Annotated in this window: 13 protein-coding genes and 1 pseudogene; 7 read left to right on the top strand and 7 right to left on the bottom strand. The window is 56.4% G+C overall.

From position 1 onward, the window contains the following. The first annotated feature begins 11 nt into the window (after nt 1-11). Nucleotides 12-578, top strand: coding sequence for a pseudouridine synthase (locus tag AC19YR_RS17935; RefSeq protein WP_176465122.1), 567 nt, complete (start codon nt 12-14; stop codon nt 576-578). Here AC19YR_RS17935 and AC19YR_RS17930 read toward each other — a convergent pair. Next, nucleotides 573-782, bottom strand: a complete 210-nt coding sequence (locus AC19YR_RS17930) for a DUF2788 domain-containing protein (protein WP_095109584.1) — start codon at nt 780-782, stop codon at nt 573-575. The genes AC19YR_RS17935 and AC19YR_RS17930 overlap by 6 nt on opposite strands. A gap of 127 nt (nt 783-909) precedes the next feature. After that, on the bottom strand, nt 910-1,389 hold the full coding sequence (locus AC19YR_RS17925) for an Lrp/AsnC family transcriptional regulator (protein ID WP_095109583.1): 480 nt from the start codon (nt 1,387-1,389) through the stop codon (nt 910-912). Between the two features lie 418 nt (nt 1,390-1,807). Between AC19YR_RS17925 and AC19YR_RS17920 the strand changes: the two genes are divergently transcribed. After that, the gene (locus tag AC19YR_RS17920) at nt 1,808-2,746 is read left to right on the top strand and encodes a DUF6515 family protein (RefSeq protein WP_500599510.1); all 939 of its coding nucleotides are present in this window, start codon (nt 1,808-1,810) and stop codon (nt 2,744-2,746) included. Here AC19YR_RS17920 and AC19YR_RS17915 read toward each other — a convergent pair. Both AC19YR_RS17915 and pmcY read right to left on the bottom strand, forming a co-directional pair. Continuing rightward, entirely contained in the window at nt 2,740-3,627 is an 888-nt protein-coding gene (locus AC19YR_RS17915; protein ID WP_095109581.1) for a cation diffusion facilitator family transporter, read from the bottom strand. The two genes, AC19YR_RS17920 and AC19YR_RS17915, sit on opposite strands and share 7 nt — an antisense overlap. Nucleotides 3,628-3,654: 27 nt before the next feature. Then, nucleotides 3,655-4,074 carry a periplasmic Zn2+ metallochaperone PmcY gene (gene pmcY / locus AC19YR_RS17910; RefSeq protein WP_095109580.1) on the bottom strand — a complete coding sequence of 140 codons (420 nt, stop codon included), beginning with the start codon at nt 4,072-4,074 and terminating at the stop codon, nt 3,655-3,657. A 117-nt stretch (nt 4,075-4,191) separates the two neighbouring features. On the opposite strand from pmcY, the gene hrpB reads away from it, so the two are divergent. From hrpB to AC19YR_RS17885, 5 genes are read left to right on the top strand one after another with little or no spacing between them, the layout of a single operon-like run. Continuing rightward, nucleotides 4,192-6,720 (top strand): ATP-dependent helicase HrpB, encoded by a 2,529-nt coding sequence (gene hrpB / locus AC19YR_RS17905; RefSeq protein WP_500599508.1) that lies wholly within the window; start codon nt 4,192-4,194, stop codon nt 6,718-6,720. Nucleotides 6,721-6,776: 56 nt separating this feature from the next. Continuing rightward, on the top strand, nt 6,777-8,252 hold the full coding sequence (locus tag AC19YR_RS17900; protein ID WP_500599507.1) for a site-specific integrase: 1,476 nt from the start codon (nt 6,777-6,779) through the stop codon (nt 8,250-8,252). Beyond that, nucleotides 8,245-10,173, top strand: a complete 1,929-nt coding sequence (locus AC19YR_RS17895; protein ID WP_500599558.1) for a hypothetical protein — start codon at nt 8,245-8,247, stop codon at nt 10,171-10,173. Before AC19YR_RS17900 ends, AC19YR_RS17895 begins: the two co-directional genes overlap by 8 nt. After that, a complete protein-coding gene (locus AC19YR_RS17890) occupies nt 10,170-12,224 on the top strand; it encodes an integrase (protein WP_500599505.1) in 2,055 nt (684 codons plus the stop codon). The genes AC19YR_RS17895 and AC19YR_RS17890 overlap by 4 nt, the downstream gene beginning before the upstream one ends. Next, on the top strand, nt 12,221-12,631 hold the full coding sequence (locus AC19YR_RS17885; RefSeq protein ID WP_500599503.1) for a hypothetical protein: 411 nt from the start codon (nt 12,221-12,223) through the stop codon (nt 12,629-12,631). Before AC19YR_RS17890 ends, AC19YR_RS17885 begins: the two co-directional genes overlap by 4 nt. A gap of 272 nt (nt 12,632-12,903) precedes the next feature. Here AC19YR_RS17885 and AC19YR_RS17880 read toward each other — a convergent pair whose 3' ends face one another. The 3 genes and pseudogenes from AC19YR_RS17880 to AC19YR_RS17870 form a co-directional block, all read right to left on the bottom strand. Next, complete coding sequence (locus AC19YR_RS17880; RefSeq protein WP_133076947.1) at nt 12,904-14,442, bottom strand: IS3 family transposase; 1,539 nt, start codon at nt 14,440-14,442, stop codon at nt 12,904-12,906. Nucleotides 14,443-14,625: 183 nt separating this feature from the next. After that, nucleotides 14,626-15,429: an IS21-like element helper ATPase IstB gene (istB, locus tag AC19YR_RS17875; RefSeq protein ID WP_182341123.1), complete on the bottom strand. Its 804-nt coding sequence runs from the start codon at nt 15,427-15,429 to the stop codon at nt 14,626-14,628. Further along, nucleotides 15,422-16,147: pseudogene (locus AC19YR_RS17870) on the bottom strand (Mu transposase domain-containing protein); the annotation flags it as partial. The pseudogene AC19YR_RS17870 and the gene istB, both read right to left, overlap by 8 nt. Between the last annotated feature and the right edge of the window lie 127 nt (nt 16,148-16,274).

Below are 16,274 nucleotides of genomic sequence, written 5' to 3'. Positions count from 1 at the left end.
CCGCGCGCCGCGTGGCCAAGGCCCCGCCGGCCGAGCCGAAGCTGATCCTGTTCAACAAACCCTTCGATGTGCTGACCCAGTTCAGCGACGGGCAAGGGCGGGCGACGCTCAAGGACTTCATCCCCATCCCCGGTATTTACCCGGCCGGGCGCCTGGACCGCGACAGCGAAGGCTTGTTGCTGCTGACCAACGACGGCCAGCTCCAGGCGCGGATCGCCGACCCCAAGCACAAACTGGCGAAAACCTATTGGGTACAGGTGGAGGGCGAGCCCACGGACGAGCAATTGCGGCAGTTGTGCGAGGGTGTGGAGTTGAATGACGGCATGACCCTGCCGGCCCAGGCGCGGCGCCTGGACGCGCCGCAACTGTGGCCGCGCAACCCGCCGGTGCGGTTTCGCCTGAGCGTACCGACCGCGTGGCTGGAACTGGTGATTCGCGAGGGGCGCAACCGCCAGGTGCGGCGCATGACGGCGGCGGTCGGTTTGCCGACCTTGCGCCTGGTGCGGGTGCGGATCGGCGACTGGTCTATCGAGGGGCTCGATCAGGGCCAATACCGGGAAGTGCCGGCGCGCTTATAAGGCGCCGGATTCGATCAGGCCAATCACCACGCTTTTAATGATGAACGCGGCCACGCCCAGGCCCAGCACGAAAAACAGGATGAACGAACCGAAACGCCCGGCCTTGGACTTCTTCGCCAGGTCCCAGACGATGAAACCCATGAAAATAATCAGGACGCTGACCAGGCCGGTCATCATCCACTCTTCAAGTAATGCAGGATCCATCGGGGCACTCCAACGCAGGCACGGCAAAAAAGGCCGGGCGAGTATACGCCAAGGGCTGGGCGCGGCGCATTGACCTGCGGCGCTCTGCCACAGCGCAGGAGGCCACCCCCAACCCGAAGCGCGTTGGTCAGCTACGCAAATGGGTCAACGGCAGTTCGGTGCTGTTGAGTACCTGGTTGAGCACGAAGCTGGAGCGCACGCTGGTCACGCCATCGATGCGGGTCAGGTGGCCCAGCAGCAGTTTTTGATAGTGGTCCATGTCCGGCACCACCACTTTGAGCTGGTAATCGGCGTCCACACCCGTTACCAGGCTGCATTCGAGCACTTGCGGCAGGCTGCGGATGGCGGCCTCGAAGTTCTCGAAACGCTCGGGGGTGTGGCGGTCCATGCCGATCAGCACGTAAGCGGTGAGGCTCAGGCCGAGCATCTTGCGGTCGAGCAAGGCGACCTGGCGGGCGATGTAACCGTCGTCTTCCAATTGCTTGACCCGGCGCGAGCAAGGCGAGGGCGACAGGCCGATGCGTTCGGCCAATTCCTGGTTGGAGATACGGGCGTCACGCTGCAATTCCGCCAAAATGCTCAGGTCATACCGGTCAAGTTTGCTCATGGATTAGGCCTTTGTCATAACTATTGCGGCGAATTATCTGTCTGGAGTAAAAAATTGCGCAAGCTATGTTTATTTCCGCAATCTTCGCAATCCTCTGCTGGCGCGCCAAGCCTATGCTTTGCAACAGAATCACTGCCCGGACAAACAGTCCACAGCGGCCCGCCGAATCAGGCCAGCCGCGGCCACCACCCCCACAGGGGCTGAGTTGGCCCCCGGGCTACACACTGTCCAGAAGACGGCGTGAGGTGAGCCGGCGTCATAAGCGCCGAGCACGGACGAAGCATTCAGAGGGAGGCCGACGGGTCTCCCTTTTTCTTGTCTGCGAAATAACCCGCCGCGCTGCTAACCTGTCGCGGCAACAGTGGCAGGCTATGCCAGTCTGATGCAGCACATCCCCCCAATTGCAGTGAGGAAGAGCATGAAGTCGCGCATCTGGCGTCTGGCAGGTGTTGGTTTGCTGTGCATGGGCGTGGGCGCCCCAGCGCTGGCCGACGAGCGGGATAACGGCCGCGGGCCGCAGCAGGGCGGCCCGCGTGAGCAGGGGCAGAGCAACGAGATCATCCGTGGCGACAACAGCCGCCAATTCGAGCCAAATCGGCCATCGGGCGCTGGCCAGCAGCTCTATTCACCACCCCAGGACCCCAACGCCCAGGGCCGCCCTGCACCGCAAAACAACTTGCCGATCCAGAGCCGCCCCGACAGCGTGCGCCAAACCCAAGACCCTCAGCGCGGCTACTACCAGGACGTGCCGCGGCGCCCTGGCGATTCGTACTACGGCACTTCGCGCCCTGGCGACAACCGCTGGCCGGGGCGCCCGGGCGGCCATGGCAATGGCTGGGGCCCCGGCCCGCAATACCGCCCCGGCCATGAGACGGACCGCTTTCCCGAGCGCAACTACCGGGTGCCCTATCACGGCCAGGACTACTTCTACTCCGCTGGCTACTGGTATCGCCCGCAAGGCCCGCGCTACGTGGTGGTGCGCCCGCCCTACGGCATCCGTGTGAGCTACTTGCCCGACTATGCGCGGGAAATGTGGATCGGCGGCTCGCTGTTTTTCCTCGCCGCCGGCGCCTACTACCTCTACGAGCCGGACACCCGCCAGTACGTGGTGGTGCAGGAACCGGTGCAACCGCCGCCACCGGCCAGCAATGGCTATGACGTGCTCGCCTACCCGGCCAATGGCCAAAGCCCCGAGCAAGTCCAACAGGACGGTGACGACTGCTACCGCTGGGCGGTGCAGCAAAGCGGCTTCGACCCCGCTACCGTCACCTACGCCCCGGCGCCCGCGGTGGTGCAGGCCTACCGCCAGGCGCAGGGCGGTTGCCTTGCCTCACGGGGCTACCAGGTGACCTACTGACGCTGGACCACTTCCTGTGGGTCGGCGTGCACCAGCACTTCGGCCCGCGGGTAGGCGGCGTGGATCGCCTCAGCGGCGCGGTCGCTGATGCCATGGGCCACCGACAGGGTCAGCTCCCCCGGCAACTCCAGGTGCAACTGCACGAACCAGTGATTGCCCGAGATCCGCGTGCGCAGATCATGGGCGCCGAGCACGCCGGGCACGCCACAGGCCAGCTCCAGCATGTGCTGGCTGACATCCGCCGGCAGCTCTTCGTCCATCAGCACCGCCAGGCTTTCCCGGGCGATCTGCACCGCACTCCAGAGGATGTACACAGCAATCGCCAGGCCGAACCAGGCGTCCAGTTGTTGCCAGCCAAAACTGGCCAGCACCAGCGCTACCAGGATGCTGCTGTTGAGCAGCAGGTCCGAGCGGTAGTGCAGCGAATCGGCGCGCACCGCCGTGGAGCCGGTTTCGCGGATCACCCGGTGTTGCACCATCAGCAGCGCCACGGTCAGCGCCAGGGACAGCAGCATCACGCCGATGCCAATCCACGGCGCACCCAACGGCTCAGGGTTTTTCAGGCGATCGATGGCTTGTACCGCGACCAGCACCGCACTCGCCGCGATAAACAGCGCCTGCGCCATACCCGCGAGGGATTCGGCCTTGCCGTGGCCGTAGCGGTGGCCGTCATCGGCCGGGCGCAAGGCGTAATGCACCGCCAGCAGGTTGAGAAAGGACGCCGCACCGTCGAGCATCGAGTCCGTCAGCCCCGCCAGCAGGCTGACGGAGCCGCTCAGCCACCAGGCGATGGCCTTACTGACAATCAGGATCGAGGCCACCGCCAGCGAAGCGCGGGTGGCCAGGCGCAACAAACGGGCGTGTTCGGGGCTACTGGTCATAAGCCATCAGGCTCCTTGGAAGGCGGTTCAGGCCGCTGGCGGTAGGGCGTACATCGCCAATTGCTGGGCGCTGCCCTTGTGCTGGATCAGGCGCGGGTCGTCCAACGGGAAGCTGCGGCCCAGTTCGGTTTCAAGAATGGCTTGCAGCTTTTGCCTGTCCACCTGGCCATCGGCGTTCACCGCGGGCTGGAGTTTTTGCGGGTCGATCTGCGCGGTCTTGCCCGGTTCCAGGTAAATGGCGCCGGTGGCGAAGTCGACGGCGAAGGCGATCAGCCCCGGGATCACGTAGAACAACAGGCCCACAGCGTTGAGCCCGGCCACCAGCGGGTCGATGCGGCCTTCGATCTGGCCGCGCCGGTCGGGGTAGAAAATCGAGCCGCACGCGGCCAGTTGGGTCACCAGAGTGGCGAGCAGAACGCCACCGACGAGGCGGGAAGGGATACGCATGACAATCTCCTGGGTAAAGATGCGGCCAACAGTAAAAGGGCAGGGCCTGAACCGTTCAGACCCTGATTAACGCCGCGCAGTTCGCCGTTATACTCGCCGCTCTGTTTTGGAGCCAGCATGATTTCCCTGCCTATTGATGACGTCATCCCCGCGCTGCGCGCCGCCCTGGCCGAACGCCACGAAGCGGTGCTCGAAGCGCCGCCCGGCGCCGGCAAGACCACCCGCGTGCCCCTGGCCCTGCTCAATGAGCCGTGGCTGGCCGGGCAAACCATCCTCATGCTCGAACCCCGGCGCCTGGCGGCGCGGGCGGCGGCCGAGCGGCTGGCCAGCGAACTGGGGGAAAAGGTCGGGCAAACCGTGGGCTACCGCATCCGCCTGGACAGCAAGGTCGGCCCTAACACGCGCATCGAAGTGGTCACCGAAGGCATCCTCACCCGGCGCCTGCAGGACGACCCGGCGCTCGAAGGCGTGGGCCTGCTGATCTTCGACGAATTCCACGAGCGCAGCCTCGACGCCGACCTGGCGCTGGCCCTGAGCCTCAATGGCCGGGAGCTGTTTCGCGATGAGCAACCGCTGAAAATCCTGCTGATGTCCGCCACCCTGGAAGGCGAGCGCCTGGCCAGCTTGCTGGGCGACGCGCCGATTTTGCGCAGCCAGGGCCGCATGTACCCGGTGGCGATGCGCTGGGGGCGGCCGTTCCAGGCCGGGGAGTTCATTGAGCCACGCCTGGTGCAGACCATCCTTGAAGCGCTGCATGACGAGACCGGCAGCCTGCTGGTGTTCTTGCCCGGGCAAGCGGAAATCCGCCGCGTACACCAGCAACTGGCCGATGCTTTGGGCGAGCAAAACATCGTGTTGCTCTGCCCGCTGCACGGCGAACTGGACCTGGCGGCGCAACGCGCAGCCATCGACCCGGCCCCCGCCGGCCAGCGCAAAGTGGTGCTGGCCACCAACATCGCCGAAACCAGCCTGACCATCGACGGCGTGCGCGTGGTGATCGACGCTGGGCTGGCGCGGGTGCCGCGCTTCGACCCGGGCAGCGGCATGACGCGCCTGGACACCCAGCGCATCTCCCGTGCCAGCGCCACCCAGCGGGCCGGGCGTGCCGGGCGGCTGGAGCCGGGCGTGTGCTACCGCTTGTGGTCCGAAGACCAGCACGAACAACTGGCGGCTTATGGCAGTGCTGAGATTCTTTCGGCGGATTTAGCCGCCCTGGCCCTGCAACTGGGGCGCTGGGGTGTGACGCCGGGGCAATTGGTGTGGCTCGACCAACCGCCCGCCGCCGCGTATGCCCAGGCCCAGGACCTGCTCGAACGCCTCGGCGCCCTGCAGGGTGCGGGCAGCGGCGAATGCAAGCTCACCGCCCACGGCCAAACCATGGCTGAGCTGCCGGCCCACCCGCGCATCGCCCACTTACTGTTGCGCGGCCAGGCCCTGGGGTTGGCGGATATGGCCTGCGACGTCGCCGCGTTGCTGGGCGAGCGCGACATCCTGCGCGGCGCCGGGGCTGACCTGCATAGCCGTTTGGCGCTGCTGGGCGGCGAACAACGGGCCGCACGCGCTGCCCAGGGCGGGGTGCAGCGGGCGCGGCAACTGGCGCGCCAGTACCGCGGCTACCTGCGCACCCAGGCCCAGGCGCCGGTGGCCGACCCGGCCCACCCGCGCTGGCTCGGCGCCTTGTTGGCCCTGGCCTACCCCGACCGCGTCGCCCAGCAACGCCGCGCCGGCGGCGTCGAATATCGCCTGGCCAACGGCCGCGCCGCTCTGTTCGCCGAAGCCGATAGCTTGATGAAACAGCCCTGGCTGGTGATCGCCGACCTGGGCAGCCGCCAGGGCCAGCGCGAAGAGCGCATCTACCTGGCCGCCGATTTCGACCCGGCGCTGTTCGACTCGGTGCTCGCCGAGCAGGTGCGCACCGTGGATCAACTGGACTGGGACGAACGCGAAGGCGTGCTGCGCGCCGAACGCCAGCGCAAGGTCGGCGAACTGGTGCTCAGCCGCGAGCCGCTGACGGGCCTGGACGAAGCGGCGCGCAGCCTGGCGCTGGTGGGCCTGGTGCGGCGTAAAGGTCTGGAGCTGCTGCCCTGGACCCCCGAACTGCGCCAATGGCAGGCGCGCGTTGCCTTGCTGCGCCAACTCGACCTCGACGCCCAGGGCCAGAGCCCGTGGCCGGATGTGAGCGACGCCGCGTTACTGGCGGGCCTGGAGCAATGGCTGCTGCCGTACCTGGGCAAGGTTTCGCGCCTGAGCCACTTCGCCAACCTGCAACTGCCCAGCATCGTCCACAACCTGCTGCCCTGGCCGCTGCCGCAGCGCCTGGACGAATTGGCGCCCCATCACCTGAAAGTGCCCTCGGGCTCCTCGGTGCGTCTGGACTACAGCGAACACCCGCCCGTCCTCGCCGTACGCCTGCAAGAGCTGTTCGGCCTGGCCGACACCCCGCGCATCGCCGGCGGGCGCCAAGTGGTCAAGCTGCACCTGCTATCCCCGGCGCGCCGCCCGGTGCAAGTCACCCAGGACCTGGCCAACTTCTGGCGCAGCACCTACGCCGAAGTGAAAAAAGACCTCAAGGGCCGCTACCCCAAACTATTCCATAAGTTGGACCCATGGGTTGAATCGCTTAACAAGAAGGAAATTGACAGGTAGGGTTTCTGTACTAACACCTAACGTTCAGAATTGACTCACTTCTTCAGGGGTGAGTCATGTCCTATTCCAATCCGCGTTACGAAGGCCGCTTGGTGTTGATCCCCCAGGTGCGGGACGCTTATGCCAGCCTGTACATCACCGAAAAGCCAAACGGCTCAATCGAGATGCCGCTTGAAGGATCTGATTCGAAGTTGCTTTATCAGGTCAATGAAGTCGGCGCATTAAACGGTTCAGGCGATATCTACAACTTTCCTTTCCTATTTCACAGGAACGGCGATCCGTGGTTTGAGGCTAATTCATACCTTCGGGGGTTAATTGAAGAAAAAGCTTTAACTAATAGACCTACTGATGAGGCCCGACGCCGGGCCAGCAAATTGCTGGACTATCTAATCTATTGTGAGGACGAAGGACTTGATTGGCTGGATTTTTCAGGCCGTCGTCCTGCGCTACGACCAACATATAAATACTTCGCTCATTTGGTGAGTGAAAATAAGCGTAGTGCGGCTGTTGTTAATCAGTACACAGGCGTTGTATTTGATTTTTACAGGTTTGTAAGTGCCAATTGGCATGATATTGATATGCAAAGAGTTGACTCGGTAAAAGAGATTAAATTTAATGTAAAGAACTCATATGGGGCGGCTAAAGTGATTGTGGCTGAGAAACGCAGTCAAACGAAGTCGAAGCCTCCCAGAAGTTTGGTATCAATAGGTTATATCCGAGAAGACGGGGAAGAACTGCGACCCCTCTCGAATACCGAGCTGGACGAACTCATGGAAATGCTGAAAAGCAAAGAGTGGTCAGCTACGGAACGTCTTATTCTGCTTACGGCATTGATGACTGGGGCGCGTAAGCAGACAGTTTTGACGATACGCCTTAAGCATTTGAAGAGTTTTACGTCGGAAAATTTGCAGGCCGATGGTACTTATCTTTTGTATGCTGGCCCAGGAACGGGCATTGATACAAAGAAAGATCGTAGCCAGCGATTGCACCTACCAAAACAGTTAGTCGAGGAGCTAAAGGTTTTGGCTTATAGTCCTATGATGAAGAAACGGCGAGCCAAGTTGCGTGAGCATCTGGCGAAAAAATATCCGGGCTTTTTCATGGGTGAGGACGATATGTATGTTTTTCTCTCTGATCAAGGCGGCTGCTATTACATGGCGAAAGACGACCCTCGGTATCCAGTGGTGAAGTCACGGCCTACGGGGCAGGTGGCAGATACTATTAAGCGAAAACTACTAAAGAATGCGTCTGCTAAGTTTCCCGAGAACTTCACGTTTCATTGGTTACGAGCCACTTTCGCGTTTCAATTGTACCAGCGCCTGCGTGATTTGATTGCGGCAGGTGTTATGCAGCCAGGCGACGACATTGATTTTATAAGAGAACGTTTGCACCACGCCTCACGTGAAATGACTGAGCATTACTTGCAGTTGTTCAAGATGTTACCTCAGAAACTAGTGGCTCAGGAGCTTTATGAGTCAACACTGTTTTTTGGTAGCTGTACTGATATGAGGCTGAGTGCAGAAGATGAATAGTCAAGGCAAAATGGTGTTCCGAGATACAGACGTTATTACTCGTGATCAAATTGGCCGTGAATTTCTGCACCCTGAATTGTTGCGCTTACAGCTTGGAGATGAAAGAGTTAAAAAAACACCTATTGATATCGGAAGTCTTGCCTACTGCAAACGTGCCGTGACGTCTAGGGATCATATGGGTCGAGGTGTTCCTGTCGTCGAATCATCTTTGGTCAAAAGTCGACGAAAACTGATTATAAATCTACTCGATTGGCTTCAAGGCTTTCGCGATACTACAGTGCTTCTCCGTTGGAGACTATTAGAGAGTGTTGTTGATTGGCTTAATGAAAGTGGGTTTGTAGATATATTCAGTGATTCAGTTCAAGCGTCTAAAGCGTATATTGCTTACACCAATTTTTTGAATGGCTTGCTAATGAATGGCAGGTTTACGCCTAGGCATGCTAACGCACTTCAGAAGGTTTTTCAGCAGCTTGTAAAATTGCAAATACCGGAAGATTTTAAATATATAGTTCGTGGCGCTCTCGTTATTTCGCCAACAAGAAACGAAATAAGGCCGCCTAGGCAGTCCGATGTTCAGATGTTTAAAGACGTTTGTTTAGCAGTTGGTCGTTGCTACAGTAAGTTTGTGATTAATAATGAGCCATATCCATGCGTCGTGAAGATTAGGGATTATGAAATAGTAAAATTTCCGTCAAAGTCGGGGGCGATTGGTCCACTCAGTAAAGGTCCCGCTTGTTATAATGCGGAGCGTAGGCGTATTTCTACGCTTGATGAGTATATTTCGCGTCTTGTTGAGAAAAGACGCGAAATTAACGTTGGAAACATAAAGTATGAGCTTGATAAGGTTTGTGAGAATTTTAACGCCGCTAACACTAATATGCGGCATTACGACCGGGTCTTAATGGCTGCTTTAGCGGCAAAAGCGTATGCAGCCCTATTCTTGCTAATCACTGGTGCATCGCCAACTGAGTTAGAGCAGTTTGAGTATGAGGGTGCGCTGGAGGTTGAAAGGTCGTCGTTAAAAAAAGAGCTGAAAGCCATCAAGTTTCGAGCTGGCGGTAAGGAGACAGGATATGTCATTGGTCGTAAAGAAGGCTTGCCATTGCTTAAAGAGTATTTAAAACTCCGTGAGTGGATTCTCGATGGTCAGTTTGTCGACAAGCTATTTTTTACGATAAGTAGCAAGGGGGAAGAATTTGGTCGAGTATATTCTAAGCTCCATGCGGCTGAATCTATGCAGACCTTTTATAATTCAATTTCAGGTGTATTTCTAGATCCAAAATATCCAAATATAACATCTAGGAAAATTCGTAAGCATAAAAGCAATGTGCAGCACTCAGCCCGCTTTACGCCAGACACTGTGGCTGAGTCACTGAACCATACCAAAGCTGTTAATTTTTTGGCGTATGCTGAAGCTACTATTGAGCAGCAAGAGTCTGAGTTCACCACCTATTGGGAGTCTGTACGCCATGCGGCGCAGATGGTGAGGGAGCGTAGCGAGGATCCCCCCGAGGAGACAATATCTATCGCTACGGGCCATTGTGAGGCTTTCAGCTCCCCGACTCCAGTTGTCGATTCTGGCTCTATTATAATCGAGCCTAACTGTCGCACCCAATACGGTTGCCTGTATTGCATGCACTACGTCTGTCACTCAGACGAAGAAGACGTGCATAAGCTTCTTAGTCTGAGCTACGTGATCAATGCAGTGCGTGATACTGCAGGTGATTCAAATCATGCAGAAACGTTATTTAAAGATTTATCCATCAGAGTTGAGTTTATATTAGATGCCATCTCAGATCGCTCGGATGTGCTGGCTCAGATGGTTGAGCGAATGAAAAATAGAGTATACGAACTAGGCGTGCTTACGAGCTTTTGGGAGCGTCGCTTGCAGCGTTACGAGCAGATGGGGGTGGTTTTTTGAGTCTTGTTTCTGTAAGCAGTTTGTATGATGGTGTCAATAAGTCTACGGCTTTTGCACCGGATGTTGCCCTACAGAACGGGGATTTCGCGCCCGGGCCAGACTTTGTTTTATGTCGAGATAAAGAAGGTATTCCCACGGCTGTCTATAAGGAGAATATTTGGGATTTCAATCCATACAGGCTCAGTGCGAAAAAACTGAACAAAATTTATTTTGATACGGTTTTTGAATCTATCGACGTTGAGTCACGGTTGTTGATTGATGAAGCGAAATATATCCTCTACTGCCTAATTTACTTTGTAGGTGGTGGGCGCATAGGTAAGCTCAGTGCCAGCACTATAGCAAATTATTGGTTTGTGGTTCGCGCGATGCTTATGTTTTGTGAACGACAGAAACAGAAGCTGGCAGTGGGCCAGTTAACATTGCGGCAGCTATTAACTACCCCCGTTTATTTGGCGTCATTCCTTAGTGAGAATAAAAACAACCATATGATCGTTAGACTAGTTTCTAGCCTTCTTAGGGCCTTGATTCTTGTTGGTGAGGATCGCTTGGGTTACCGAGTGGTCAGTGCGGGGGATCTTAAATTTAATAGAGGCACTTATTACCAGCATCCGGTTATACCTACCCGAATCTATTTGGGTTTGATCAATAGCCTGTCCGATCTGTTAGAGCAAATGTATGGTGGCGTTGATCGCTTTGAATCATTCATACATAATTTTGATGATCAGTATTATGGGCTTCAGCTTGCGAATCAGAGTTCATTGGGGGTTGGTGGAAAGACGTGTTTCAGGCCGACTATGGCTGGTGCCTTGGAACAACATGGTTTAGATAAGGTTTTTGTTGGTGAGTTTTTTTGTGGGCGAAAAAGATATTTAAGTTCTGTATTGCTCAGAATGCAGTATGTGTTAAAGCTTGTTGTTCACTTGTATACGGGGATGCGGGATCAGGAAGTACTGCGTATGCCATATGATTGTCTCGCTAATGAAATTTATATAAGGGAGGTGGTTGACGATGGCGGGGTAGTACGTGATCGCTTTAAGGCAGTAAATTTACTTTCTGCGACTACAAAATTTGTGGGCTACAAAAAATCGGAGTCGTGGTTCGCGCCGGGTGAGGTTGTGAAAGCAGTAAAAGTCGCACAGGCGATTTGTCGCGGGCTTGCAAGGTTGTACGACATTAATATTGATGAGAACTGCCCACTTTTTCTTAATCCAGCTATTCTGAAGCATAAAAAAACTGAAGTTGGTATAGGGGCTTTGGCTGCGTCTAACGTAAAATTCTCTGCGGTTAATTCGTTGCTAATCGAGCCATCCGACTTGCAGGAACTATCTCAAACCGATACTAAGCGTGATTTTTACAGTGAGGCTAAATTTGCAGTTGGCCAACCTTGGCCGCTGACAAGTCATCAATTTCGCCGCTCCCTGGCTTTCTATGCCAGCAACAGTGGCTTTGTCTCACTGCCGAGCGTGAAATCCCAATACAAACACATGACTATTGAAATGAGCCGGTATTATAGCAATGGGTTCCAAAATCTCAGGACGATTTTTGGATATTACGATCCGAGGAAAAAAGAGTTTGTTCTGCCTCCATCGCATGTTGCGCTGGAGTTTCAGATGGGGATGCCAATGGCTGTCGCCAACCAACTGCTCTCCGATGTGCTGTTTAGGGACACTCCTCTCTTCGGCGGCACGGGCTCCTATATGGAAAAGCAAAAGAAGCGCTTAGATAGATCTGAGATATGTATTGAGAGCGTTCGTGCTGAAACACTGGATCGGGTAACGAATGGCGATATTAGTTATCGTGCGACGCTACTCGGTGGTTGCACAAAAATTGGCCGATGCGACGCCTTCTTGCTTGGTGACTTCACCGAGTGTCTTGCATGCGAAGAAGCAATTATCAAGCCGGAAAAGGTTAATGCTGTGATCGAAACTTTAAGCGCGGAGCTCGTGAATTACACAGAGAATTCAGGGGAGTATCAAATCACAAAGACTGATCTTGAGCGGCTTTCAAAGTTTAAGGCGCGAATGGTCAATAGGGTGGAGGTTTCGGAATGAGCCATGGACTGATCGCGTGCGAGGAGGCCTTGCAACGCCTTATTGATGGCAATCCTGTGGTGCCAGGTCATGGTGGGTTGGATCTCGCAAAGATCACGGCTAGTATTGTTAGCCTGGAGGCTGGGTTCGATCGAGGTTATTTAAAAAAATCGCGCAAATCTCATTGGCCGCTACTGGCCAAGATTGAGATCTGTCGTGCGGAGGCTTGTAACGGTGGAGTGTCGTCAAATCGCAAAAAAATTGAACGTCTCGAAGAAAGCTTGCGGCAATTGGAGTACGAACTTGCAATGAGTCAGAAGCAAAGTAACCGAGTTCTTACACAGAATCTTCAGTTGTGGGAGCGTGTACGAGAATTGGAGCAGGCGTTGCTCAATAACAAATCCCTGACAGCTCGACTCAATCGCTGATACTGATCAGTGCTGAGATTTTACAGGTTTATTGAGAGAGGGATGAGATTATGGTGAGTTATTTAGAGTCTTTGCGAAATTTCACTCCACTTTAATGCTCATTTGCATTCGCGCTGACCACCGATTGCATCGGATTTGACCAGCACGCTTTTTAACCATGATCGGTAGAGAATGGCCATAAGCGGTCCGCCACTTAGTACCATTTAGTACCATGCGTGTTGGCGCTGATTGAAAACTGACCCACCGGGGATGCGGACAAAAACTTGGACTGGTTATGCCGCGAGGCCCAGGCTCTCACGATACTCAATGGGACTGAGAGCGCCGAGGGAAATCTTGATACGTTTCTCGTTGTACCAGCGAATGTATGAGTCCAGGGCCTGAATGAACTGCTCGATGCTCGTTGACTGCCAGTTGCGAGGATAGAACAGCTCCGTTTTCAGCCGGCCGAAGAAGCCTTCACACGCCGCGTTATCAGGTGAGCAGCCCTTGCGCGACATCGAACGAATCAGCTTCGCATCAGCGATGCGCGATAACCAGCCGGGCCAGCGGTAGTGCGCGCCACGATCGGAGTGAACAACAGGCCGTTTATCGTTGCAGGCCACCGTTTCGACGGCCGCATCCAGCATCGTGTTCACAAGCTCGGCGTCGGGACGCGTGCCGATCGACCAACTGATGACCTTCCCATCGAAGCAGTCGATGATGGGGGACAGGTACACCTTGCCGGCCGGGATCTGGAACTCCGAGATGTCAGTCAGCCATTTCTCATTCGGAGCAACAGCTGTGAAGTCCCGGTTGACGAGATTTTCCGGCGCGGGACTGATCTCCCCGAGGTAGGAACCGTATCGACGCCGTTTCGGCTTGGCGACGACCAGGCACTCCTGCTTCATCAAGCGCTGCACCACCTTCTCTGACAAACGCACGCGCTGCCGGCTCAGCGAAGCCCTCATCCGTCGGTAGCCATAGCAGCGATGATTGCGCTCGAAGATGTCTGCCATGGCACGACGCACTTCGGTGTATTTTTCCGCGACCTGCATTCGGGCTCGATGGTAGAAATAGGAACTTCGGGCCAAGCCCAGCGCTTCAAGCAGCTCTGACAAGGAGTATGTCTGCCTCAGGGCATCAGCCAGCAATGTCTTCTCCCGGTTGGTCAGGACTTGCCGGTCGATGCCCGTATCTTTTTTTATGAGTTCATTCGCCTTCATCAACAGGTCGTGTTCAAGCTGCAGACGGCGCACGTCGAGCCTGAGAGATTCGAGTTGCCGTTCCAACTCTTCTCGCTCCGGTGACGACGGGGGTTCTAGTCGGCGCTTCATGGATGCAGATACCTCTGGGCCGAGTAGCTGGTTTTTCCAGTTGTACAAGGTCGGCCTACATACGCCTAGTTTTTCAGCCAGGGCTTTCGCACTTTCTTTTCGCGTGCACAGCGCGATGACCGCTGACTGCTTCATCGCTGGCGGGCGGGCCAACCCGTCAGATCGGCCAACGACACGCGTATGCAACTCGGGGTGCAATTCGTAAATCCAGGCACGCAACGAATCCCGTGCCGGGTAGCCCAACGCCGTGACGGTAGCGGCGATGCTGCGACCGTGTTCGAGATAGTACTCGACAGCCTTTTCCCTTTGGGCCAGTGAGTACTTCGACTTCGAGTTCTCGTAGCCACGCGGCAGGTCGAGGCATCGCTCATACTCTGCATGCCAGCTCTTCAAAGAGTTCTTCGTCGGGTAGCCCAGCTGACGAATCGTTACCCCAATGCGTTTCCCCACTTTTATGTAGAGCTCGACCGCTCGGATGCGGTCTTCGTATGAATACATGAACTACCTCCAGGTAGTCCAAGATTTCCGCCGCATCCCCACCCTGCCGGTTGAAAATTGACCCAGGGCGGATTGCTGATTTTTGCATCAGCAACTGTGGATAAGCTTAGCAGCAGTGTCCTGCTGACATAGGCACTAAGCCCCACCGCATACAGGCATGCGGCAGGGTATTCCCGGTGTTGATCAAAACGGTTCATCGTCCTCTGTACCGTCATCGTCCTTGCGCTTTCGCTCACGTGATTTGATCTTTGTCTGGTCGACCAAGCTGCTGTGTTGCAGGCGGTAGGACTCGTTGCCCGTTTCGACAATGTGGCAGTGGTGTGTCAGCCGATCCAGCAACGCAGTGGTCATCTTGGCGTCACCGAACACACTCGACCATTCCGAGAAGCTGAGGTTGGTGGTGATAATCACGCTGGTGTGCTCGTATAGCTTGGACAGCAGGTGAAATAACAGGGCACCACCGCTCTGACTGAAGGGCAAATACCCCAGCTCATCGAGTATCACCAGGTCTGTGCGAAGCAGTCCTTGAGCGATTCGGCCTGCCTTAGCCTCGTATTTTTCGCGCTCCAGCAAATTGACCAGATCCACCGTGGAGTAGAAGCGCACGCGTTTGTTATGCGTCGTGATCCCGGACACGGCCAAGGCGGTGGCCAGGTGTGTTTTGCCTGTTCCAGGCCCGCCGATGAACACGACATTCTGCGCGGTATCGGTGAACTCCAGGCTGGACAGATCCCTGACCAAGCGGGCGTCTGCGTTGGAAGCGCTGAAGTCGAAGCCTGCCAAATCACGATGCATGGGGAGTTTGGCCATGTTCATCTGATGATTCACAGAGCGTACGGCGCGATCTGCATGTTCCTGTTGAAGCAGATGTTCGAGCAGCCATTTCGACGACGCCGTCGAAGCTTCTCCTTGGGACGCCAGCTCTTCCCAGGCGCTGGCCATGCCATGCAGCCGCAGTTCTTTGAGTTCCGCCATAAGATCACGCATTGCGAGTCTCCTCGTCGGTGGTACGGAGCCGGTCGTAGCGCGCCGTATTGGCGACAGGCGCGACCTTGAGTTGAAGGCTGGTTTCGGCAGATGGAGGGGCTGCTGTCGATGTCAGTCGAGCCAGGACATTCAGGATGTGATCAGCGCTCAAGCTGCCTGATTCAAGTACCAACTCCACAGCCACCAACACGGCATCGAGCCCGGCGATGGGAACTGCCGCCAGTACCTGCGTCATGACTCGATCACCATTGGTGTGACGTCTCAGACCGCGCTTGAGAAGCAGCAACGGCTTCGGCAGATCGGCAAACGGAGCGCCATTGCGCAGCGCTCCGGGCTTGCGTTCGATGAGTGGGATGTAATGCTGCCAGTCAAAACTGACCTGGTCTCGATCAAAGAGGCGCTCGTGACTGGCAATCATCGTTTCATCGGCGATGACCACTACCCGAGTGGGATACAGGCGGCTGCTGACCCACTGACCGACCCGTTCACAAGGCACCGAGTAGCGATTTCGCGTCACGCTGATCAGACAGGTGCTGGAGACCCGCACAGTGCGTTCGACATAGCCGTCAAAGGCCGTGGGCATTGGCATCATTTCCACCCGTTCCAGTTCCAGGACGTCCGCCACCGTCAGACCGTTGTACTGTGGGTGCAGCAACTCGTTCCAGAGCGCACGACAGCGTTGTCCAAGCCAGACATTTAGTTCTTCGAAGGTGTGGAATGCGTATTTCGCTCATCGTGACCGGTCATTTCGCTAACAACGTGACCGGTTTCTCCACCCGATTGCGCGGGGTCTAAATTCTAACCGCATCGGTCACGATGCCGCTTCTTCTTCCGTCTTTTTACGT

The organism is Pseudomonas sp. MF08817 (assembly GCF_059862705.1).
The sequence above is the reverse complement of the archived record's forward strand: the minus strand, read 5'-3'. Positions and strand labels throughout refer to the sequence as shown.

Bases quoted from the DNA above. Each gene is read 5' to 3' on its own strand.
- istB (WP_182341123.1), bottom strand. From the start codon at position 15,429: ATGCGTGATCTTATGGCGGAACTCAAAGAACTGCGGCTGCATGGCATG.
- AC19YR_RS17925 (WP_095109583.1), bottom strand. From the start codon at position 1,389: ATGAGCAAACTTGACCGGTATGACCTGAGCATTTTGGCGGAATTGCAG.
- AC19YR_RS17895 (WP_500599558.1), top strand. From the start codon at position 8,245: ATGAATAGTCAAGGCAAAATGGTGTTCCGAGATACAGACGTTATTACT.
- AC19YR_RS17900 (WP_500599507.1), top strand. From the start codon at position 6,777: ATGTCCTATTCCAATCCGCGTTACGAAGGCCGCTTGGTGTTGATCCCC.
- AC19YR_RS17915 (WP_095109581.1), bottom strand. From the start codon at position 3,627: ATGACCAGTAGCCCCGAACACGCCCGTTTGTTGCGCCTGGCCACCCGC.
- pmcY (WP_095109580.1), bottom strand. From the start codon at position 4,074: ATGCGTATCCCTTCCCGCCTCGTCGGTGGCGTTCTGCTCGCCACTCTG.
- hrpB (WP_500599508.1), top strand. From the start codon at position 4,192: ATGATTTCCCTGCCTATTGATGACGTCATCCCCGCGCTGCGCGCCGCC.
- AC19YR_RS17885 (WP_500599503.1), top strand. From the start codon at position 12,221: ATGAGCCATGGACTGATCGCGTGCGAGGAGGCCTTGCAACGCCTTATT.
- AC19YR_RS17880 (WP_133076947.1), bottom strand. From the start codon at position 14,442: ATGTATTCATACGAAGACCGCATCCGAGCGGTCGAGCTCTACATAAAA.
- AC19YR_RS17930 (WP_095109584.1), bottom strand. From the start codon at position 782: ATGGATCCTGCATTACTTGAAGAGTGGATGATGACCGGCCTGGTCAGC.
- AC19YR_RS17920 (WP_500599510.1), top strand. From the start codon at position 1,808: ATGAAGTCGCGCATCTGGCGTCTGGCAGGTGTTGGTTTGCTGTGCATG.